Source organism: Nostoc punctiforme PCC 73102 (assembly GCF_000020025.1).
Lineage (GTDB): Bacteria > Cyanobacteriota > Cyanobacteriia > Cyanobacteriales > Nostocaceae > Nostoc > Nostoc punctiforme.
In genome coordinates, this window is sequence record NC_010628.1 from 6,519,385 (window position 1) to 6,540,850 (window position 21,466).

22 protein-coding genes are annotated in these 21,466 nt (G+C 42.3%); 6 read left to right on the forward strand and 16 right to left on the reverse strand.

Annotated elements, in window-relative coordinates:
* Positions 1 to 18: 18 nt before the first annotated feature.
* Positions 19 to 153, reverse strand: a complete 135-nt coding sequence (locus NPUN_RS44260; protein ID WP_272913935.1) for a hypothetical protein — start codon at positions 151 to 153, stop codon at positions 19 to 21.
* A 19-nt stretch (positions 154 to 172) separates the two neighbouring features.
* A complete protein-coding gene (gene purE, locus NPUN_RS26660) occupies positions 173 to 691 on the reverse strand; it encodes a 5-(carboxyamino)imidazole ribonucleotide mutase (protein WP_012411544.1) in 519 nt (172 codons plus the stop codon).
* Positions 692 to 828: 137 nt separating this feature from the next.
* On the opposite strand from purE, the gene nagA reads away from it, so the two are divergent.
* Positions 829 to 2,049, forward strand: coding sequence for an N-acetylglucosamine-6-phosphate deacetylase (nagA, locus tag NPUN_RS26665; protein WP_052304712.1), 1,221 nt, complete (start codon positions 829 to 831; stop codon positions 2,047 to 2,049).
* A gap of 333 nt (positions 2,050 to 2,382) precedes the next feature.
* Here nagA and NPUN_RS26670 read toward each other — a convergent pair whose 3' ends face one another.
* The 3 genes from NPUN_RS26670 to NPUN_RS26680 form a co-directional block, all read right to left on the reverse strand.
* A complete protein-coding gene (locus tag NPUN_RS26670) occupies positions 2,383 to 3,507 on the reverse strand; it encodes a site-2 protease family protein (RefSeq protein WP_012411546.1) in 1,125 nt (374 codons plus the stop codon).
* 155 nt (positions 3,508 to 3,662) lie between these two features.
* Positions 3,663 to 4,517 carry a sulfurtransferase gene (locus NPUN_RS26675; protein ID WP_012411547.1) on the reverse strand — a complete coding sequence of 285 codons (855 nt, stop codon included), beginning with the start codon at positions 4,515 to 4,517 and terminating at the stop codon, positions 3,663 to 3,665.
* A 22-nt stretch (positions 4,518 to 4,539) separates the two neighbouring features.
* Entirely contained in the window at positions 4,540 to 4,983 is a 444-nt protein-coding gene (locus tag NPUN_RS26680) for a DUF6220 domain-containing protein (RefSeq protein WP_041565648.1), read from the reverse strand.
* A gap of 113 nt (positions 4,984 to 5,096) precedes the next feature.
* On the opposite strand from NPUN_RS26680, the gene NPUN_RS26685 reads away from it, so the two are divergent.
* Both NPUN_RS26685 and NPUN_RS26690 read left to right on the forward strand, forming a co-directional pair.
* Positions 5,097 to 5,762: a LuxR C-terminal-related transcriptional regulator gene (locus tag NPUN_RS26685; RefSeq protein ID WP_012411549.1), complete on the forward strand. Its 666-nt coding sequence runs from the start codon at positions 5,097 to 5,099 to the stop codon at positions 5,760 to 5,762.
* A 193-nt stretch (positions 5,763 to 5,955) separates the two neighbouring features.
* Positions 5,956 to 7,471, forward strand: a protein-coding gene (locus NPUN_RS26690; protein WP_086000611.1) for an IS5 family transposase whose coding sequence is annotated in 2 segments (ribosomal slippage) — positions 5,956 to 7,086 and positions 7,088 to 7,471 — 1,515 coding nt in all. Because the reading frame shifts where the segments join, the coding sequence is not laid out codon by codon here.
* Between the two features lie 175 nt (positions 7,472 to 7,646).
* On the opposite strand, the gene NPUN_RS26695 is transcribed toward NPUN_RS26690, so the two are convergent.
* From NPUN_RS26695 to NPUN_RS37895, 6 genes are all read right to left on the reverse strand, one after another.
* On the reverse strand, positions 7,647 to 8,024 hold the full coding sequence (locus tag NPUN_RS26695; RefSeq protein WP_012411550.1) for a type II toxin-antitoxin system RelE family toxin: 378 nt from the start codon (positions 8,022 to 8,024) through the stop codon (positions 7,647 to 7,649).
* Positions 8,017 to 8,256 carry a type II toxin-antitoxin system RelN family antitoxin gene (locus NPUN_RS26700; protein WP_012411551.1) on the reverse strand — a complete coding sequence of 80 codons (240 nt, stop codon included), beginning with the start codon at positions 8,254 to 8,256 and terminating at the stop codon, positions 8,017 to 8,019. The genes NPUN_RS26695 and NPUN_RS26700 overlap by 8 nt, the downstream gene beginning before the upstream one ends.
* A gap of 15 nt (positions 8,257 to 8,271) precedes the next feature.
* Complete coding sequence (locus NPUN_RS44265; protein ID WP_272913936.1) at positions 8,272 to 8,394, reverse strand: hypothetical protein; 123 nt, start codon at positions 8,392 to 8,394, stop codon at positions 8,272 to 8,274.
* A gap of 5 nt (positions 8,395 to 8,399) precedes the next feature.
* Positions 8,400 to 8,981: a Uma2 family endonuclease gene (locus NPUN_RS26705; RefSeq protein ID WP_012411552.1), complete on the reverse strand. Its 582-nt coding sequence runs from the start codon at positions 8,979 to 8,981 to the stop codon at positions 8,400 to 8,402.
* Positions 8,978 to 9,745: a restriction endonuclease subunit S gene (locus NPUN_RS37890; protein WP_012411553.1), complete on the reverse strand. Its 768-nt coding sequence runs from the start codon at positions 9,743 to 9,745 to the stop codon at positions 8,978 to 8,980. The genes NPUN_RS26705 and NPUN_RS37890 overlap by 4 nt, the downstream gene beginning before the upstream one ends.
* A gap of 162 nt (positions 9,746 to 9,907) precedes the next feature.
* Entirely contained in the window at positions 9,908 to 10,975 is a 1,068-nt protein-coding gene (locus tag NPUN_RS37895) for an N-6 DNA methylase (RefSeq protein WP_052304657.1), read from the reverse strand.
* A 66-nt stretch (positions 10,976 to 11,041) separates the two neighbouring features.
* Between NPUN_RS37895 and NPUN_RS26715 the strand changes: the two genes are divergently transcribed.
* A complete protein-coding gene (locus NPUN_RS26715; protein WP_234710955.1) occupies positions 11,042 to 11,938 on the forward strand; it encodes a transposase in 897 nt (298 codons plus the stop codon).
* 215 nt (positions 11,939 to 12,153) lie between these two features.
* Here the strand turns inward: NPUN_RS26715 and NPUN_RS42565 are convergent, their stop codons facing one another.
* From NPUN_RS42565 to NPUN_RS26735, 5 genes are all read right to left on the reverse strand, one after another.
* Positions 12,154 to 13,374 carry an N-6 DNA methylase gene (locus NPUN_RS42565; RefSeq protein ID WP_234710985.1) on the reverse strand — a complete coding sequence of 407 codons (1,221 nt, stop codon included), beginning with the start codon at positions 13,372 to 13,374 and terminating at the stop codon, positions 12,154 to 12,156.
* The gene (locus NPUN_RS43635; RefSeq protein ID WP_234710986.1) at positions 13,316 to 13,705 is read right to left on the reverse strand and encodes a type I restriction enzyme HsdR N-terminal domain-containing protein; all 390 of its coding nucleotides are present in this window, start codon (positions 13,703 to 13,705) and stop codon (positions 13,316 to 13,318) included. Before NPUN_RS43635 ends, NPUN_RS42565 begins: the two co-directional genes overlap by 59 nt.
* A 197-nt stretch (positions 13,706 to 13,902) precedes the next feature.
* Complete coding sequence (locus tag NPUN_RS26725; RefSeq protein ID WP_012411554.1) at positions 13,903 to 15,615, reverse strand: putative bifunctional diguanylate cyclase/phosphodiesterase; 1,713 nt, start codon at positions 15,613 to 15,615, stop codon at positions 13,903 to 13,905.
* Positions 15,616 to 16,023: 408 nt separating this feature from the next.
* Positions 16,024 to 16,713 (reverse strand): 5'-methylthioadenosine/S-adenosylhomocysteine nucleosidase family protein, encoded by a 690-nt coding sequence (locus NPUN_RS26730; RefSeq protein ID WP_012411555.1) that lies wholly within the window; start codon positions 16,711 to 16,713, stop codon positions 16,024 to 16,026.
* Positions 16,706 to 17,566, reverse strand: coding sequence for a ferritin-like domain-containing protein (locus NPUN_RS26735; protein ID WP_012411556.1), 861 nt, complete (start codon positions 17,564 to 17,566; stop codon positions 16,706 to 16,708). Before NPUN_RS26735 ends, NPUN_RS26730 begins: the two co-directional genes overlap by 8 nt.
* Positions 17,567 to 17,716: 150 nt before the next feature.
* Between NPUN_RS26735 and NPUN_RS26740 the strand changes: the two genes are divergently transcribed.
* Positions 17,717 to 20,389: an efflux RND transporter permease subunit gene (locus tag NPUN_RS26740; protein WP_012411557.1), complete on the forward strand. Its 2,673-nt coding sequence runs from the start codon at positions 17,717 to 17,719 to the stop codon at positions 20,387 to 20,389.
* Positions 20,389 to 21,372, forward strand: a complete 984-nt coding sequence (hpnA, locus tag NPUN_RS26745) for a hopanoid-associated sugar epimerase (RefSeq protein ID WP_012411558.1) — start codon at positions 20,389 to 20,391, stop codon at positions 21,370 to 21,372. The genes NPUN_RS26740 and hpnA overlap by 1 nt, the downstream gene beginning before the upstream one ends.
* Positions 21,373 to 21,466 lie beyond the last annotated feature (94 nt).

A 21,466-nucleotide genomic window follows, 5' to 3' on the forward strand; every position in this document is an offset into this window, starting at 1 on the left:
TCGACTAAGGTCTCAGGATCAAGATACTTCAGAATGCTGCATTGATTCTGGAGCGATCGCTTCAATGTTGGAATTTAATTGGGAATTGGGAATGGGGAATTGGATATGCTTATTTTCTATGTCCTTTGCTGTACTGTTAATATTTTTTAACAAATTACGAATTACGAATTATCTAAAACATCTGCTTTAAATATTGCTCATAGCCTAGTTGTTCTAGCTTTTCTTGCTTTGCAATTACTGATTCACATAGGGTTTGGCGATATTGTTGGACTTTTTCTAGCAATTCTGGTTGTTGAGTTGCCAGTATTTGTACTGCTAAAAGTCCGGCATTTTTGGCATTACCGATCGCCACTGTTGCTACAGGAATACCCGCAGGCATTTGTAAAATAGAATACAAAGAATCTACACCTTGTAAGTTCCTGGTGACTACAGGAACACCAATAACAGGAAGTGGTGTTAAAGACGCTACCATTCCAGGCAGATGGGCAGCACCACCGGCACCGGCAATAATCACCTTAATACCGCGTTGGTGTGCAAGTTGAGCATATTGCACCATCCGTTCTGGGGTACGGTGAGCAGAAACGATCGCCACTTCGCTCTCAACACCAAATTCGTCACAAACTGCGATCGCGTCTTTCATGGTGGGCAAATCAGAATCGCTGCCCATGATAATACCAACTAGGGGAGTCATAATAATTAAAAATTCAAAATTTAAAATTCAAAATTATTTGAGCTAGCTTATGGAAGCTAGGTTATGCCGATTTATCATCTCATTGATTGATGTTGGTTGCATCTAAAATCAGATTTATCTTTCTTCTCGTCAGTGTGATGACCCAAGCAACACAAAATCCTGTAGATATTATCAATGCTAGAGTGCCTGGTTACAAAGATTTGCAAATGCTCTTGGTTGATGAAGAGGACATAATTGAGCAAATCTTGCCAATGGGTACAGTAGAAGCACGCAGCCGTGCATCTCTAATAAACGTTGCTGGCGACTGGATTTCATTGGGTGGCGTTGATTTGCAAATTAACGGTGCTTTGGGATTGGCATTTCCTGATTTAACGGCTGAAAATGCTCATAAGCTCCAGGAAATCTCACAATTTTTATGGAATGTCGGAGTAGATGGATTTTTACCGACACTTGTGACAACTTCAGTAGAAAATATTCAGCGATCGCTTGCTATTATTGCTGAAGTTCTCCCCAATCAACCAGCAGGTGCCAAGATTCTGGGAGTACACCTAGAAGGGCCATTTTTAAATCTCCAAAAGCGCGGCGCACACCCGGCAGAGTATCTATTACCCCTGACAATGGATCGGGTAAAGCGGGTTTTGGGTGATTATGCCTATATCGTGAAAGTCATCACCTTAGCACCGGAGTTAGATTTCACTGGGGAAGTAATTCCATATTTGCGTTCTCTGGGGATTACTGTCAGTTTAGGGCATTCTCAGGCCACATCTGCTCAAGCACAATGTGCCTTTGAACAAGGTGCAACGATGGTAACTCATGCCTTCAATGCCATGCCAGCATTACATCACCGAGAACCAGGATTATTAGGGGCAGCAATTACCCATCCTGATGTGATGTGTGGTTTTATTGCTGATGGTGAACACGTTTCGCCCATGATGCTGCAAATTTTACTTCGCGCTAGCTATCAAGAAAAAGGGCTGTTTCTCGTCAGCGATGCCCTTTCCCCTCTAGGGCTATCCGATGGCGTGTATCCTTGGGACAGTCGGCAAATTGAAGTTAAAAACGGTACGGCACGATTGGCCGATGGCACTTTGTCAGGGACGACTTTACCCTTGTTGGTGGGAGTGCAAAATTTGGTGAAGTGGGGAATTTGTGATGTAGAAAGTGCGATCGCTTTAGCTACTAATGCACCTAGAAAAGCGATTGGTTTACCAGGGATTGTTAAGAGTCAATCCGCTAACTTATTACGCTGGCATTGGGATGAGACTACAAAAGAATTAACTTGGCGACGTGCCATCACCACAGAACTGCTCAAGAAGCCAGAAGATGGGAATTTATCTGTTGTTCTCAACTCCATATAATTCAATACGGTTCAGTTAAGGATTTTTGGTATTGATTTTAGGTCTGTAGAGACGTTGCAATGCAACGTCTCTACAAAGGATTTCGGGCTTAACTGAACTGTATGGCCATATAATTCCAAAATAGCGAAAAAGGGAAAGGTTTTATTATCCCTTTCCCTTTAATTTGAGTGGAGTTTAAGCTTTAACGCCTTATGTGAATTAAAAATGCCCTACCGATAGCAAGGGTTTCAGGCTGTGGTTTAGCCAAGATGTTTAGCTATGTTGACGTATTTACGCCTTTCCAGACTCCAACTCACATAAGCCGTCTTTAATTACGAATTACAAATTATTCAACTATGCAGGGTTTGGTTGAGTTCGGCTTTGAAGCAGCTGGATAATTGCAGCTTTTTCTAAAATTCCAACTAGAACGCCGTTCTCACGAATTACAGGAAGCACAGATAGCTTTTGTTCTTCGAGTAACTGTATGACTTCTAGCAGAGGTTGATCAGATTGGACTGTGGTAGATTCGGTAATTGGTCGCATGACTTCTTTTACTTGAGTTTCTGACCACAGTGCTGTTGGGACAGTTCGTAAATTATCAACTGCGATCGCACCTACTAATTGTCCATCATCATCAGTCACTAAAAACCGATGCCAGTTTTGTCCACTGATGACTCGCTCATCGGCAAACTCTCTCAGGCTAAGATTACCAGATACTATGGGGCTGTCATGAGTTACAGCATCTTCAGCAGTCAAACCTGTGAGTTTTTCTTGCACTCTGGCAAATTGAGCCGCATTACCAGCATTTTGTAACAAGAAGAAGCCAATTAACAAGTTCCAGAAGTTATCGGCGTTGCCAAAGAATACTAGGGGAAGTACACCTGAAAGAATTGCTACCCAACCAAAGATTTGTCCAACTCGACTAGCAAAGGTTACACCTTTATAAGGATTGCCTGTAACTTTCCAAACGATAGCTTTCAGTATATTTCCGCCATCTAATGGCAAACCAGGAATCAGGTTAAATAGGGCTAACGCCAAGTTAACAGAAGCTAGAACACCAAGAATTGCTGCTAACGGGCCTGATGCAGTAGTAGTAATACCAATAGCTGTAACGATACCGCAGAGTAGTAAGCTAACTATTGGCCCGGCGATCGCTACCCAGAAAGCCTCACCTGGGGTTTTTGACTCTTTTTCTAAGCTAGCTAAACCGCCAAATATAAACAGAGTGATGGATTTGACATCAATTCCTTGACGAATCGCAACAAAACTGTGGCCTAATTCATGGGCGACGACAGAGGCAAATAACATCAGCGCTGTCATCAATCCCAGTAGCAAAGCTAATCCCGCAGATAATTGGGGAAATTGTGCCGCCAGTCCACTGCTATAGCTCCAAGTTACCAAACCCAGAACTAAAAACCATGACGGATGGATATAGAAGGGAATTCCGAAGAGATTACCAACGCGAATTGTGCCATTCATGTCGTTCACCTTTGATTTCAGCTTCGAGAGGTTTGTTTTCGTCCTTCTCGATATCTTGATTGTAACGAAAGGTTAAGAGATTTTAATCTTCGTGGCGGTAGTGGTGTCCGTCTGTAAAGGTGCGGTTATTGGTATTATTTGCGAATAATAGCTCACTACTTCTCTATAGCTACATCAGGTAGACGACTCCACTCATTCCAAGAGCCATCGTAATTGCGAACGTTCGGATAACCTAATAAATACTTCAACACAAACCAGATATATCCAGAACGCGCACCGATAGTACAGTAGGGAAAAACTTCCTTATCAGCCGTAATGCCCTTACTGGTATAAAGATTTTTCAATTCGTCGAATGATTTAAAAGTTCCATCCTCATTCAGAGTTAAGGTATGCTCAAGATGCACTGCACCTGGAATATGACCAGTAAGTTGACCTTCTTTTGGTGGCTGATCGAAAAACCACTCACCACAGTATTCTTGAATTGTTCGGACATCTAACAACACGCGTAGGCGTAGCCCGTCGTAGACATCGCTTCTACCAATCGATGCCTGAACTTCATTATGTAATACTCGCAGATGAGGATCAGTAGCTCTGGCACGGTAATCAGTAGCAGGAAACGTGGATAACTCAGTTGCTAGTGGACGATCTTCTGACTTCCATTTCTGGTAGCCACCATTGAGAACTTTTACATTTTCATGCCCAAAGACTTGCAAAAGCCAGAAAATCCAGGCTCCAGTTCCAGGATAACTGCCATAAGCAATTACTGTTGTGTTGTTTGTGATACCTGAACGTGCCATCAGCCTCTCAAAAGCGATCGCATCCAAATTCAGTTTCAAATCGGGCAATAGTAAGTCTGTAAAGATGTTCCAGAAGACAGCACCAGGGATGTGAGCATTTTTGTACGGTTCTGGACTCATATTCACTTCAATAATGCGGACGTTTGGATCGTTGAGATGATTTTCCAGCCATTGGGTATCAACAAGAACGGATGGATCAGCATATTGAGACATTTTTATTTCTCCTGTAATAGCGCTAAAAGAATTGAAACTTACCTATTGAGTCTTGGTTATGGTTGGGAAATACAATCTGCGATGTCCGATGAACTAGGGTTGTGGAAACAGAAAATAAAGAAAAGCCGATGAGTGGATGAAAGACAGCTAAAGGAAAAGAAGTCTTCAAGTGAATTGTGAGAAATTGCAGTCCCAGCAAAACTGGGATGCTTGCTGTCAGGCTCTGAACTCTTGAAGGAAACGGCATCGAAAACACCCATATCAACAAAATTATTGAGAGTCCGCTATATCCTCGCACGAGCAAAATATGTAGGTTCCACCAATCAGAGTTGTAAAAGTAAGCCAGTCCAACACTGAATACCTGGGTTGCTAAACAGAGATTGAAAAACACTACTGCGATAAAAAAACTGATTTGAATCCAGCGCCCGGATATCTGTGTATCATCAATGGCAGAATTTAGAGTCATGCTTAAGTAATCCAAAAAAAGCAAATAAGGGAAAAGACTTGATGTGACTAAAGCTAAGATAGGTCTGGTTGCTATACTGCGCCTAGACCTCGAAAGTGTACAATTTGCCAATCATGATTGCTTTACAAGCTCTATTTCATGCAATTGCTCAAGCTGAAGACGAAGAGGCGTTGCGATCGCACATCCGCGCAGAAATGAGTGAATATTTTTCAGCTACCCGATGTGGGCTGTTTTTCTTTGCTCAAATCCCTCTAGCTAACAGCAAGCTCCAAAAAGCAGTGGAAATTGCACTATCACCCCAACACAACCCAGTTGCACGTTACTTGCTAGAACACCATGCCCCTGTTCATGAAGGTTTAGTTGTAGAACCTAAGACGTGGAGGTTGATTTGTCCTCGTGCCGATCACTGGCACGTCATGGCAGGGCCAATTGTCAGCAATGGTCATTTAGTAGGCGTGGTAGGTTTTACTCGTCAGCAAGGAATGCCTACATTTGACTCACAAAATCTTATAGATTTGAGTGCGCTTTGTCTGCACATTTCTACTTGGGTGGCAAGGGTAAAATCGCAACATCCACTACTATTACAGACAGAGCGTTTAACGCCTCGTGAAATGCAAATTGCTCAGTTGGTGGCTCAAGGACAAACCAATGCAGAAATTAGTGCTGAACTTTGGATTACTGAAAACTCTGTCAAGCAAGCCTTAAAAAGGATGTTTCGCAAGCTTGAGGTTTCATCTCGAACTCAGATGGTTGCAAAGCTTTCCACAATTTCAAAATAGTCATCTTCAAGTATGTTAAGTAGGGCTTGCTGAAAAAAAAGAAAAGGTTGCAGTCTCTAGATTCTCAGACCAAAGAAGTATATTCAGGTGCAAGACAAGAAGGTAAAATAGCCCAAAATCCTTGCATCACAGTGGTTCGTCGCAGCATAGTGTATCATTATTAACTATGTACTGAAAAGAAGAATCAACTCCAATTCCAGCAGAAAGTTTTGAGCTTCCATTTGAGGGAAAGTTATCATCAGATAATCGTTGGGTAATTATGGCCGATTTAATACCCTGGACAGAATTTGAGTCGGAATATTCTGCCGGATTCTCCGCAGAGATAGGGGCACCAGCAAAGTCATTTCGGATGGCGTTAGGTGCATTAATAATTAAAGAGAAACTAGGTATAAGCGACAGGGAAACAGTAGAGCAAATCAAGGAGAATCCTTATTTACAGTACTTTATAGGGATGTCATCTTATAGTAACAAAACTCCATTTGACGCATCCATGTTAGTACATTTTCGAGAAAGAATCAGTGCAGAACTAGTCAATAATGTGAATCAAGAAATGGTTAAGAAGATGCTAGAGTTAGCATCTTCTATTGACACCGAAAAAAAAACAGAAGACGCTCGCGAACTCGCTAACGCTGCGCTATCGACAGAAAAAGCAGCAGAACAAGGTAATACGCTAAGAAATCGAGGGAAATTAATATTAGATGCGACTTGTGTGCCTAGTGATATCAGCTATCCAACAGATTTAAACCTATTAAATCAAGCGAGAAAACAGACAGAAAGAATAATTGACTTGCTTTATGAACAGATAAAGGGAATATTAGAGAAAAAACCAAGGACTTACCGAGAAATAGCTAGGAAAGACTACTTAGAAGTAGCTAAAAAACGTCGTGTATCTCAAAAAGAGAGGAGAAAAGCGATTAAAAAACAACTCCAATATATTAAAAGAAACTTATCCTATATTGACCAGCTAATTGTAGCAGGAGCATCTCTAAAAAGTTTAACTAATAGACAATATAAGATGTTGCTGGTAGTCGCAGAAGTATATCGTCAACAACTATGGCTGTATGAAAATAAAAAGCAGAGCATTGATGACCGTATTGTAAGTTTAAGCCAACCACATATCCGTCCAATTGTCCGAGGAAAAGCGGGTAAAGCCGTGGAATTTGGCGCTAAACTATCTGCTAGTTACTTTGATGGATATGCATTTTTAGACCATATTAGATGGGATAACTTTAATGAATCAGGAGACTTAAAAACACAAATAGAATCCTTTAAAAACTACACTGGATATTATCCAGAATCTGTTCATGTTGATAAAATTTATCGCAAAGCGAGAAAACCGATCTTGGTGCAAAGAAAGAGGTATTAGAATCAGTGGAGTTCCTTTAGGAAGACCGCCAAAAAATGTGAGTAAAGAAAAAAAGAAGCAAGCTTTACAAGATGAGAGGATTCGTAATTGTATTGAAGGCAAATTTGGACAAGCTAAAAGAAGATTTAGCTTGAGTAGAGTAATGGCGAAACTTCCTCATACAACTCTAACTGTGATTGCTATTACTTTTTTAGTCATGAATCTTTCTACTCACCTGTCACGGTTTTTTTGTGCCTTTTTATGTCTATTTTGGAAAAATAGACATTTTTTAGCGATTGACATAACCAAGCATTATGATTTTGCTAGCTATAGGCAACAAAAACTTATCTTTAACCTTGCTTAAATAACTAGTCAACCCAAAAGAATTGCTTTTTTATGACTTTTTCAGCAAGCCCTAAGTAGACGTAGTTAGGTTAATACTCAAGGTTTCAAGTTGTTGGTTTATCCAAGTAATTGCGATCGCTCCATCAGTCTCAATCGCCCGTTATACTTCTGTTTTAGCAATTTCCAGCAGTTGTTTATATATCCCTTTCTTCATCATTGATTGTCTGTTGCTCATATTCTGCAATGATGCTCTGAATATCCTTTGCTGCAATATCAACTTGTTCTGATTTGGTATAAACAGTAAGCAGAATGATTCCAGTTGCTGTTTTGACGTAATAAATAAGACGATAGCCACCACTTTTACCTTTTTGAGCGTCGCTATTTCGGACTCTCAACTTGAAGATTGCATAACTAACACCAGGTATTTGATCTCCTGGCAACTCTCCTTGCTGAAGTTGTTCGATAACAGGTTGTATATCATTCCGAATACTGCGATATTTCTTAGCAAGAGTGCGTAGATTTCGGTTGAAGGTTGCAGAAGCCTCAACTTGAATAAAAGGCTGATCAGTCATCTTTAAGACCTTCCCAAAGTTGAGCAACGGGAATTGTTTGTCCAGTCATGGCTTCCTGCCAAGCTTGCCGAAAATCTGCTAAAACTTCTGTCTGAGATGTCTCATCTGGGGTTTCTTCATCTGGAATTAAAACAATGACTTCTACACGGCTATTTTTATCTATTGTGAGAGGATGATCTAAGGTTAGTTGTCCCTCCTCATTGATCGTTGCCATGACTTTAAGTGCTTTCATTGCTACTCCAGTATGTTAAGTGGTTGTGATTAGGTTAATGACCAAGGTTAGATTCAAGGTTTCAAGTTGTTGGATTATCCAAGTTGTGGCTGTCGCTTCATCAGGTGCGATCGCCCGTTCTACTCCTGTTTTAGCCATTCAACTCAAACGTTTGAAAAGTCGATATTTTCGTAAAGTTCTGCAATTTGAATTTGCAACTCAAAGGTATTCAAAGAAAGGGTGACAGTTGGATCGTCGTATTCTGAAAATAGCCACTGATGAGCGGCTGTTTTGACATGATGCTCAACGTGTATGCGATATTGATCGATCAGCAAATATTCTTGAAAGGTAGGAATTTGACGATAGGCAACAAATTTATCACCACGGTCATAGTTTTGGGTGGACTTAGACAACACTTCAGCGATAAAGCAAGGGTTCACCACGGTATCTTTGCGTCCAGTTTGAAGTTCTAAGGGTTTGGGCAGAACCATCGCATCAGGGTAAGTATAGAGATTTGCATCGGGAATCCAGAGTCGTTGATCCAGGATAAATACACGATAGGGCTTTCCCCGCAATGCTGCTTTCAGGATAGCCACAAGGTTGCTGGTAATATCATTATGGTCTGGGGTTCCACCAGTCATTGGAATAATTTCTCCATCACGGTATTCGTTGCGGATGTCTGAGGCGATTTCAAGTTCTAAATACTCTTCAACGGTGTAGTGTTTTGTCTCAGGTTGAGCAATCATGTCAGTTTTACCCCCAAGGCTTCAAGTTGCTGGTTTATCCAAATTGTAGCTGTCGCTTCATCGGTTTCTATTGCCCGTTCTACTCCTGTTTTAGCAATTTCTAGCAGTTGTTTGGATTTTAGTTTTAATGAAAATGATGATTTTATCTTCTCAGCAATCTTTTGCTGCTGATATTTTGGTAAAATTGGAATTAACAAATTGGCTAAATCTGGTTGAGAAATACTATAGTAAGCCACACCATGAACTCGATGTTCAACCTGTAAATAACCAAATTTGGAATTCAAAAATAAACTCACATACTCTGGTAAAACTTCTTGTCTAGAAACTGAAGTTAAACGTACAAGCATAATTTCACTACTTATAATACCGTTAACTTCTAGTTCTGTAACAACTGCGGAATTACCAAAACTACCTTTACGGGTAAAAATAATATCTCCGATTTGTAGACCTACAGACTTATCAACATTAGCCATCGTGATGGGAATTTTTACGGCACTTTCAAAATTAATCTGTCCGTTTTTGACATCACCAACACGAATATAAGGCGTTCCTTCCTCGGTATACTCTCGATAGTCAAAACCGTTTTGAATTGGTTCTATCAATGAACCTAAGTTTTGAGATAGAAAACCACAATCTTTAATAGCTTCTTCTACTTGATCGTATTTTGGCTGGTAATATTCAGCGTCGAAGCGGCCAGAGGACAGGAACGACTCAGCAAAACTCTTGACGGCAACGGTTTCTTCCGTGGGTTGCCAGTCCTTCAAGCCAAGCTCCGACAACAGCAAATCCTCAGCTTGTTGATAAATGAGTTTGCTTGTATCTACTTCTATATGTGATTGATCGACTAATTTCTCAATTAATTGCTGAAATAAGGTAGAGAAAATCGGAAAGAGAATATTCTTTAAGTAGTATGGGGCTAGTTCAGGCTATACCCCTCCATACATCCCTTTATTAATCTGTTCTCTGCCATAAAAAGTATTTAGAAAAACTGCCAGAAAAGACTGGCTGATTTTCTTATTTCTTAGTATGAATACATGAGATAATGCAATTGCTTCAATCTCTCCTTTGAAAATCAAGGTATCACCAAAATTTGCACCAGTTATTGTGATAAGGACATCGTTCTTTTGAATAATATTTTTAGATAACTTTGCGGCATCTTCTTCAGATATATAAACTTGATTCGATAGGTCAACTCTTAGCGGACGCAAATTTTGAGTTCTAAAAAATAGGACTCCTGATGAGTCATCTTCTACATATTCTCGTTTGATTTCCGTTGGGTGAATAATTATAGGTTGAGTAGAACTTAGCCTTGTATGTGGCAAAGCTTTGATTTCAGCCTCGACTTGAAAGTATATTCTCTTAAAAAACTCACTGTCAAATCTAAAATGAAGGTTATGATCAAGAGCCTGATTTAAGCTCACTTCAACCGCTTCCAGCCCATCCATTAACTGCTGATACTTCACAGCATCAAACGGTGTAACAGATGGGCTGAGTTCAAAAAAACTGAAGTTCTCCTTTTTGGCAAACTCAATAAACGCTTCCGCAATACCGTCTTCTGTCTTTCCTTCGTGGTTATACAGGTCGTGATCCACCACTAAATGTTCGTGATTATCTCGCAAAAAATCACCCTCTACCCCAACGACTCGTTGCACCGGAGAAGGCGGCATCAAGTCGCTGAGTTCATCATCGGGCGGTGAAGCCGTAGACGATGAAATCTTGCGCCAAATCTTGTCTCCAGAGTTATCCTTCCCTGACTTTCGCATCGTGGCAAAAAAGATATTGTAGTCATCCTGTCGAGGGCAGAGTGCGCCTGCTTTGGGGTCGTCGTTCCATTTCTGCACAAACAGCACTGAGGTTTTTGTGCCCGTGTGCGGCTTAAAGGTGTTGCCATGTAGTCCCACCACTGCCAAAATTCGGCAGCGTTCTGCAATAAAATCTCGAATGTTCTTATCGGAAGAGTTGTTAAAGCGTCCTTGGGGAAGTACGATCGCCATTCTACCCCCTGGTTTCAAAAGACTTGTCGGGAAATAAGAGAGAATAGACAGCAGTGGTAGGGAAGAATGATGCTGAATATTGAAGGTGCGCTGAAGCAAGACCGACTGTTGAGGGCATTAACTGGGTTGAACCGGAAAGCATTTGATGCCCTTTTGCCCACGTTTACCACGATGTACCTAGATACTCAACAGGCCAAGCCTCGTCAACGTGGCCTGGGTGGAGGACGCAAAGCCCGCTTACTTACAGCCCAAGACAAATTGTTTTTCATCCTTTTCTATTTCAAATGTTATCCGACCTTCGATGTGGCGGGACTGCTCTTTGATATGCATCGCTCCCAGGCACATGAGTGGATGCATCGATTGCAGCCAATATTAGAAGCGGCTTTGGGACAGAAGATGGCGCTGCCGGAACGCCATCTCGAAAGCATTGAAGCATTTTTGTCACGCTTTCCAGGAGTGCAACGAGTGATGATTGATGGGACAGAACGCCCAATTGCGCGACCTCAAGAAAGAGAACAACAACAACAGAATTACTCCGGTAAAAAGAAACGTCATACGCGTAAACACTTGGCGGCAGTTGATGAAACCAAACGGGTCTTGATCTTAAGCAAAGCACGAGAAGGCAAACTGCATGACAAACGTTTTCATGACGAAGATGACATTGCAGGTAGTGTGCCTGATGAAATTCCGATTGAAGTAGACTCGGGCTTTCAGGGATTACAGAAGCAGTATGACAATCTCCATCTTCCTCACAAAAAGCCCAAAGGGGGCAAGTTAAGTGACCTTCAAAAAACGGAGAATCGTCAATTGAGTCAATCCCGTGTAGTTTGCGAAAATGCCTTTGCTGGTGTGAAGCGCTACAACGCCGCCAGTGTCATTTATCGTAATCGGATTGAAAACTTTGATGACCATTTGATGCTGACCGCAGCAGGATTATGGAACTTCTACTTGATGGCTGCTTAAGAGAATCCCAATTACAAGACCAGCATTGCCTCACTTATCTTTTATTTCCCGACAACTCTAAAAAGTCCAGGTTGCGCTCAATAAACAAAATGTCGCGCCCGACTTTGCTTTGCCACTTGCCATCCGGCTTTTTTGCTAGGTCATAGCGGGCAATCATGCGCGGTTCTGATACTGTTGGCGAAAGTGTTACAAACGCATAAACAAAAGTGTTACAACTAAAAGCTGCAACGGCAGATTGAAGGTTTGAGCTTACATAATACTTTCAAATACAAGTATGTATTACATTCGCCAACAGTATCCGGTTCTTTGATGTCCCCCGCAAAGGGCGGATTTGCCATCAGCACATCAAATTGAAACTCTCGATAGTCCTTGCTGTTTTTTGGTCGCAGCCGTTTGAGCCGTTTGAAGCCCTCATGGTAAATGTCATCCCAGTCATCTTGCTCGGTGACTTCATCCCACAGTTCATAGTCCAGGGTGTTCAGGTGCAACACATTCGTCTGCCCATCACCCGCAATCAGGTTCAGCGTCCGCGCCACCCGCACCGCCTTTTCATCAAAGTCGATGGCAAACACCTTGTCTTCCACATACTCTTTGCACCGGGGCGGCTTATCTTCCAGCGAAAATAAATGACTCGCTGACAATCCCTCATCATCTAAAATCTGCCGCCAGACATGAAAAATCGTATGCACCGGAAACCCCGATGACCCCGCAGCTGTATCAATCATGTACTCATCCTCTTGCGGATTGAGCATTTTCACGCACAGATCAATTACATAGCGCGGCGTAAAAAACTGTCCCTTTTCACCCTTGCTGCTCTGGTTGATCAAATACTCAAATGCTTCATCGATTACATCCAGGTTGGAGTTAAACAGCTTCACATTTTCCAACGACGACACACAAACCGACAGGTGAGACGGCGTGAGGCTAATTTTGGCATCCTCACTAAACACCCCTTCCCATTTCTTCTTAGCCTTGTCGAAGAGATCCTGAATCTTAGTTTTCAGCGCGGCTTCTGTCTGTCCCGTATTGCGAAATTCTAGAGAACGGGTCGATCGCCTGTTGCCCTGCCCAGAATACCACTCATCATAGAGCTTGGTGAAAATCAGCTTAAACAGTTCCTCAAATACATCTACCCCAGCATTTGCTAGCACATCATCTTCCATTTCTTCGATTAAGGTCTTGAGGGATTTATTCTCTTTCACCAACTTGTCATTGGCGATCAGGTCTTCTAGGGTAAACTTGATCTGGAGAATATCTGCCAGGGTTTGATTTGCATTGGGCAGCCCCGGAATGTCTTCAAAATAATTGGGGTCTTTGCGCTGGTAGTAGGAAATTTGATCGCCATTCGTCCAGACTGCGATCGGCGAACCTGTGGCATTACAGTAAGAGCGCAGCTGGTCTTTCCCATCCTTCAGCTTTGGCTTTTTTAGCTCCACGAGCATATAAACTGTGTTGGATGGAACGGTCTTTGTCCATCACCACGATGTCTGCCCGTTTCACCTCTCGCCCAAAATTCACCCCATACTCAACCTGAATGCGACCGAGGGGATAGTGCAAGCGATCGCTCAAAACCCGTAAATATAGTTGCCGGATTGCCTCCTCTGGCGTTAGCTTAATCGCCTTTTGGCGCACCAAACAAACTGTATAAGGAACATCACCGTTTTTGGTCGCCTTGAGAGTAATTGTCTGCTCTAACTGCTCAATTTCAGCGATCGCAAACTGCGACAGCTTATAATTTGAGTCCTTGAGGATATCGGCTAATTTCATCAGGGGCTATCAAGTTGACTCTAAGGGCTGCTTCGTCATAAGAGTTTAGCGCCATTGTAGTCACGCCTGATAATTTTTTTAATTCTTTAATGGCGCGCTTCCATACAAAAAGAATCTCAATCTAGTTACGTAGCGCTAGATTGAGATTCAAGTGGCTGTCGAGATCAGTGCAAAAGTGTGATTGGTTGTAATGGCTTCTATCTTGTACTAATCTCCATCTGCTGAGAACTTTTCTGCAACATCGGGGCAATTATATCAGCAGGAACAGGACGACTGAAGTAAAAACCTTGACCTTCATCACATCCACGCATTTTTAAATATTCAAGCTGTTCTTGGGTTTCCACACCTTCGGCTGTGATTTTCAAGCGGAGGCTCTTTGCTAGGGCAATAATCGCATTGGTGACGGCGGCGCTATCAGGATTAGACATGACATCCTGCACAAATGACTTATCAATTTTGAGCATATTTACAGGAAAGCGTTTCAAATAATTCAGGGAGGAATAACCAGTACCAAAATCGTCTAGAGCCAAGCAAATACCCAGTTCTCGTAATTGTTTTAAGGTTTTAACTGAACGATCGATATCAGCCATCAAAAAGCTTTTTGTCACTTCTAGTTCTAAGGAAGATGCTTGGAGTCCAGTTTCTTCAAGAATTTGGTTGACAATCTCAACCAGATAGGGTTGTTCAAACTGTCGAGATGACAGATTTACAGATATCCGAATTGGGGTAAATCCAGCAAGCTGCCAAGCACGGGTTTGGGCGCAAGCAGTTCGCAAAACCCATTCACCAATTGGTACGATCGCACCATTGGCTTCTGCAATTGGAATAAACTTTACTGGAGAAACCAAACCTAATGTTGGGTGCTGCCAGCGAATTAATGCTTCCATCGCTATAACTTGTCCGCTATGTAAATCAATTAGAGGTTGATAATAAACCAGCATTTCACCACGCTCCAGCGCTCCATGTAATTCATTCTCTAAAGTCAGTCGTTCCTGTAACTGAGCATTAATTTCTGGCGAATAGAATTGGTATTGGCTACGGCCTTGCTGTTTGGCCTGGTAAAGCGCTATATGAGCCTGTTGCAAAAGTTGAGCTACGCTATTAGGATCGGTTAGGTTATTAAGTGTGATACCGATACTGACAGTAATATGAATCAAGTTACCTTCTACAGAAAAGGGTTTACTCAGGTTACTCAACAGCACCTGAGATAGCTTAATTACGCTTTCCAAAGAATGAATATCCATTCGGGCAAGAGCAAATTCATCTCCTTTTAAATAGGCGAGAACATCTGTTTGCGCCGTGCAGTCTAATAATCTCTTGGCAACTGCTCTTAACAATAAATTTGTTGTCTGATGATCCAACCCATGACTCATACCAGTGAAATCATCAATACTGAGCAAAAACACAGCTACAAGGCGCTGGTTGTTTTCAGGTTGGGATAAAATCTGATGGAGGCGATCGCGGAATAGATCACGATTGGGCAATCCAGTCAGGTCATCATAATTAGTGATTTGGTGAATTAACTCATCTAATTTGTGAAGAGTTTGTGAGGTATCTGCCATCAACGTACCCGCTTCATCAGCAAATTCTGTGGGCAATTTAGGCAGTGTTTTGGTGTTCAGATAATTTTGTAATGCACCAGATGTCAAAATGACCGGTTTGAGGAGATGGTTTAGCGCATAGAGGGTGACAGCTGTACCCGCCAATGTAGCCAATAGAGCAATAATTATAACTCGTGCCGCCATCCCAAAGGAATAGGAATTTGAAATGACGAAACTCAAAAGTAAGGTTAGAAGTGGTACATGGGTACCTAAAAAAGCCACCAACATGATTTTAGCGGTGTAACTTTTTTTGAGCCATCCAAAATTAGCTAGGAACGAGTACAAGTACAAGTTTTGATTAAAATTCATAAATTCTGTTAGATCGTTGGTAAATTAGTTCCGAGCTATTCTCGCAAAAGAGTATTTTTTATTCAAATAAAAAAGAATTAGCTCTCTTGGAACCCAACCCTGATAAGGTTCTATATTATGCTTCCCAATATTATTTTATAATTAATATCCATAACGATAAAGTTTCTATGAAACTTATTGCACAAGCAATTTCATCATCAAAATCAAATCGTATTTATTCTTACACTGACAGTAATTATTCTTGTGATTAATGTGATATCAACACAAATATAATCAAAGATATTTTTTATATAGTTCGATTTCAAAAATTTCGACTTATATGAAAATGTATTCAGAGAAAGTTAAATCCCCGACTTATCAAATAAGTCGGGGATTTAAAAACCGCTAAGTGTGCTATTATTCAACAAATTATTCCGGTCTATTACCAGAAAAGAGCATATTTGTAACTTGCTCTAACACCTTTAATGCTGTTAATGAACCTCGAATTAGCCGAGTAGCTGCAAGCGGTTGTCTAAGCATTGCCATCGCTAAAGAGAAAGGGTTTAGGGAACCATCAGAGTTAATTGCTGATGTGAGATCGGGGATATCGTGCTGACAATCGTCACTGACTACTCGCAGCATTGTCACGGCTACCCCACCCACATTGAAAAACTCTAAGGCAGTAAATCCTTCCATATCAACAACATCAGCCGCCAAAGTCTCACCCAAATGAAGTTTTTCGGCAGCAGACCAAATCATGCGATCGCTAGTTAATGACTTGACTAATGATACTTTTTCTGATAAAGAAGAGTGCAATTGTGCTGTGAATGTGCGATCGCATTCTAGAAGCTTCCCTTGATAAATACAATCTTGATACAGCACAATATCACCAACTCTGTAGCGATCGCTCAAGCTGCCACAGATACCCATAATCAGCACCCTAGATTTGGGAGCTAAAAATTGTCCTTGGTGCAGATACTTAAGTAAGGGCTTCATCCCAACAGGTATGGCTACTACTGTTGGGATGGAACCAGTAACGCCGTTTAATCCGCGACAAACAGCTTTATATTCTGCTCCTTGAGGCACCAGAATAGTGTTGATGGGCAAAAAATTAGGCACTAGCCCTCTCACTCTCAATATTCTGAAGTTTGCGTTTGGGTATTAACTCAAGGGTACGGAGGGCGATGTTGGCAAGTCTGGGTAGTAATTGTGGTTGGAGTAGTCGGTGGTCATACTTGCTCATCCGGCGCTGATTTTCTACTAGACAAATGCTGAGAAATTTTTCTAGTGTCAGGTCTTTGGTAAAGATGTCAGCACCTGTGACAGCGAAGCCCGTTTTACTAGGATCATCATTGCCAAAGACAGCAATCAAATTACTGAGAGCCTTGCCGTATTGCCAGAGGGTTTTGGCGCTCCGTAATGGGATGAATCCCTGACCACGATGAATTTGTGTATAGGTAAACCAGTTGACAAAAAAAACAATATGACGTGTTTCTTCATCTATGATGGGATCAAAGATAGTGAAAATAGATTCTGGAAAAACATTAGCTTCACGGGCGATTGCAAATAACCCGTAAGCAAAGAAAGTATCCAGACACTCTTCAAAGCCAAAACGCGTAAAGACTGACTCGATATTTTGGGGAACTTGAATTGGTTGACGTTTTGGTATTTCGATGCCGTAACGATCAATTAATGTTTGAAGTAGACGGGCGTGGCGTAATTCTTCTTCACCTTGGAGAGCGATCGCACTTTGTAAAATAGGATCGCTTACCGTTGCTGCGTAACCACTGACTATTGCTCCAGCTTGTCGTTCTGTATCCAGAGCTTTCTCCCAAAAGGGAATACTGCGTAAGAAACTCAAGGCTGTATCGTCCAAATCTGGCCAAGGGAGAGACTCAGGTTCGTATTCCCTGTAGCTTTCGGTAAAGCTCCGGCAGAATAATTCCTTATGCTCGACAGAACCAAGTTTCATCTTTGAAGTTTCCTTTTGTATTAAAGATTGGGTCATATCTGAGTGACAATAAGTAATATTGCTGTTTAGTTGTAACCAAAGCTCGCAAGCCGAAGGTGATTGCTGTAGCATGACTAAATAATTGTGTCACCCACACGATAATTTTCCAAGATGGTAAAGCTTCGTAACTCAAAATCTGCACGAGAAGTATTCAATATTTCTAAATTTGCGATTCAATTTTCGTGGCTGACGGTGAGTTTTTGGATTGCCGTAACGGTAGCTGGTATTCTGGCTTTCAGTTCCCTTAAGTACGCCTTATTTCCAGATATTACCTTTCCAGTCGTGGTTGTGAATGCTACAGCCCCCCTGACAACTGCCTTGGATACAGAGACGAAGCTCACCAAACCCCTGGAAGAACGCCTCCGTTCTCTAGAAGGACTGGAGAATATCCGCTCATCCACCTATCCCAGTCAAACAGCCGTTAGCCTTTCTTTTGCCGTTGGTACGAATTTAGAAACATCAACCAAAAAGGTGGAAACTGCCCTCAAGCAGCTGACTTTGCCTCAAGGAGCGACTTCTAAAATTATTCCTCTGAACCTGAACGAGTCAGCCGCCATTAGCTATGCGATTGAGAGTCCCACCCGGAATCTTACAGATTTGACAAAGTTGGCGAAAGACGAGATTGTCAGTGCGATCGCTAAACTACCAGGAGTCCTGAAAGTCTCACTGTTAGGCGGTGCGACTGCAACTCCTCCCCTAAACCCATCGAATCTGAGTGCAGCAGCCATCCCCCAAGCAGGCGCAACATTAGTTAGATTTAACGGGCAAGATGCACTAGCATTTCAGGTAATCAAACGCGGTAGCGCTAACACCTTAGAAGTGGTGAGTCGAGTTGAAAAAGAAGTCCAAAGACTACGCTATACCCTCAAGGATGTCAAACTCACCTTAGCTGCTACCCAAGCAAAATATATCCGCCAAGCCACCCAATCAACTATCGATGCTTTGCTCGAAGCAGTCTTGTTGTCCATTGTGGTAATTTTTCCTTTTTTATGGAATTGGCGAGCCACCCTAATTTCTGCCTTGGCGATTCCTACGTCTTTGTTGGCGACGTTTATCGTCATGGCAATTTTCGGTTTCAACTTAGAAACAATTACGCTGTTAGCTTTAGCTTTGGTGATTGGGAGTATTGTTGATGATGCGATCGTGGATGTAGAAAACATCATGCGACACATTGAAGATGGAGAAACTCCTCGCCAAGCGGCACTTTTAGCAACCAATGAAATTGGATTAACAGTCACCGCCGCCACCTTGACAGCAGTAGCAGTTTTCCTACCCATAGGTTTGATGGGTGGGGTAATTGGGCAGTTTTTTAAGCCCTTCGGTATCACTGTTTCAGCAGCGATGCTTGCTTCTATGCTAGTTGCTCGGACTTTATCTCCAGTTCTGGCTATTTACTGGCTAAAACCTAGACCCTCGCTTTCCCTGCGTCGGGAAGCAAGAAGTTGGGTGGCATTTGCCCAATCTTACAGAAATTTGCTGAGTTGGTCTTTGAATCACCGGAAGATAGTTGTCGGGTTAGCTGTACTCAGTTTTATTGCAGGTATAGCGCTAATTCCACTCATCCCCAAAGGGTTTATTCCCAAACTCGATCGCGGCGAATTCAATATTGCTTATACTGCTCCTTTACCGAGTATTCCCGATTTGGGTAGAGGGGGACAAGGGAGCAATATCCCCAATCCCCAATCCCCAATCCCCAATCCCTTAAACGATTCTCTTCAAGTTGCTAAAAAACTAGAAGATGTAGTCAGAAAATCACCAGCAGTTGAAACGGTATTTACTACTGTTGGTTCTCGTGAGGGTGAGCCGAATAAAGGCACACTATATATAAAGTTAAAGGAAGACCGCACAATCACAACTGGAGAACTACAAGATCAATTCCGCTCCACTTTACCTGTCCTTTCTGGGGTAACTACCAGTGTGGAAGATATTCAGTTTGTTGATTCTGGCGGTCAAAAACCTCTCCAAATAGCTTTGCGCGGTGACGATCTTCAAGCCTTAAGTAAAGCAGTCAAGGCAATTAAAGAGAGAATTCAGAGATTGCCGGGATTTGCCGATGTCACAGTTACAGGTGAAACAAATCCTCAAGGTGAGGTTTTTCAGATCGAGCGTTTGAATAATCAGCGAGTAGCTTATGTCAGTGCTAATCTTGGCAAGGATCTATCTTTGGGTGATGCTACTGATAAAGTGGTAGCTGAAGCTAAGGCGGTGTTACCTTCTAATGTTTCGTTAAATTTAGGAGGAGACTCAGCTAGCCAAGGTGAAGTTTTTAGCAGTTTTGGCAGTACTTTGGCTTTATCTGCCTTGTGTATTGTAGTGGTACTAATTTTGCTGTTCAAAAGCTGGGTAGACCCTCTGGTGATTGGTGTATCTTTGCCTTTAGCACTGGTGGGGGCAATGTTGGCACTACTGATCACTAAGAGCGATTTTGGTATGATTTCGCTGATTGGTTTCGTCTTTTTGCTGGGGCTGGCCAATAAAAATGCCATCTTGCTTGTGGATTATATCAACCAGTTACGCAATGCTGGCACAGAACGCACAGAGGCAATCCTCAACACTGGATTAGTTCGCCTCAGACCAATTATGATGACTACTGCCTCCACCATTTTGGGGATGCTACCGATCGCATTGGGTTTTGGTGCAGGTTCGGAATTGCGATCGCCTATGGCTGTAGCGATCGCTGGTGGGCTGGTAACTTCAACTATCCTCAGCTTGATTGTCGTGCCGGTAGTCTACACTATTTTAGATGATTGGTTTCCCCGCTTTCAGACGAGAGAGAGAAGTTGATGCAAGTTTTTATCACGGGGGGTACGGGTTTTATTGGTGCCCACTTGGTACGGTTGTTACTGAAAGAGGGTTACACAGTCAAAGCGCTGGTACGCTCAAGTAGCAATTTGGAGAATCTACGCGGTTTGGAGGTAGAAATTGTCAAAGGCGATTTGAACGATCCAAATCTCTGGCAACAAATGAGAGGTTGTCAATATCTATTTCATGTCGCAGCCCATTATTCTCTGTGGCAAACAGACCGAGATTTACTTCACCATAATAATGTTCTGGGTACGCGCAATGTCTTGGTAGCAGCTAATAAAGCTGGCATTGAACGCACCGTTTATACCAGTTCAGTTGCCGCAATTGGGGTAGGGCCGTTTGGCCAAGTGGTCGATGAAACACATCAGAGTCCCCTAGAAAAGTTGGTGGGTAACTACAAAAAGTCTAAGTTTCTGGCTGAACAAGAAGCCATGCAAGCCGTTGCTACAGGTCAAGAGGTAGTTATTGTCAATCCCAGCAGCCCTATTGGATCGTTAGATATCAAACCTACCCCGACAGGTGATATAATCTTACGGTTTTTACGACGGCAAATGCCCTTTTATTTAGATACTGGTCTTAATTTTATCGATGTGCGGGATGTAGCGTGGGGGCATTTACTGGCCTTGCAACGAGGTAAGCCAGGCGATCGCTATATCTTAGGTCATCAAAATCTAAGTCTCAAAGAACTACTCGAACAACTTGCCGATATCACAGGTTTGATCGCACCTCAACGCACAGTACCCGCTTGGTTGCCCTTTACTGCTGCCTGGGTTGATGAAAATATTCTCGCACCCTTGGGAAAATCGCCCTCAGTGCCATTGGATGGTGTTCGGATGGCGAAACAACCGATGTATTACAATGCTTCAAAGGCTGTACGAGAGTTAGGTCTACCTCAATCTTCGCTGAAAGCAGCACTCAAAGATGCTGTGGATTGGTTTGTTGCTCAGGGTTATGTCAAATGAAAAATATAGCGATTTATGTGTGGATGCAATAGACAGTAGGGGTGCAAGACCTTGCGGCCCTAAGAAGGTTTTATGTTTTCCTGTGGTGTTTTTA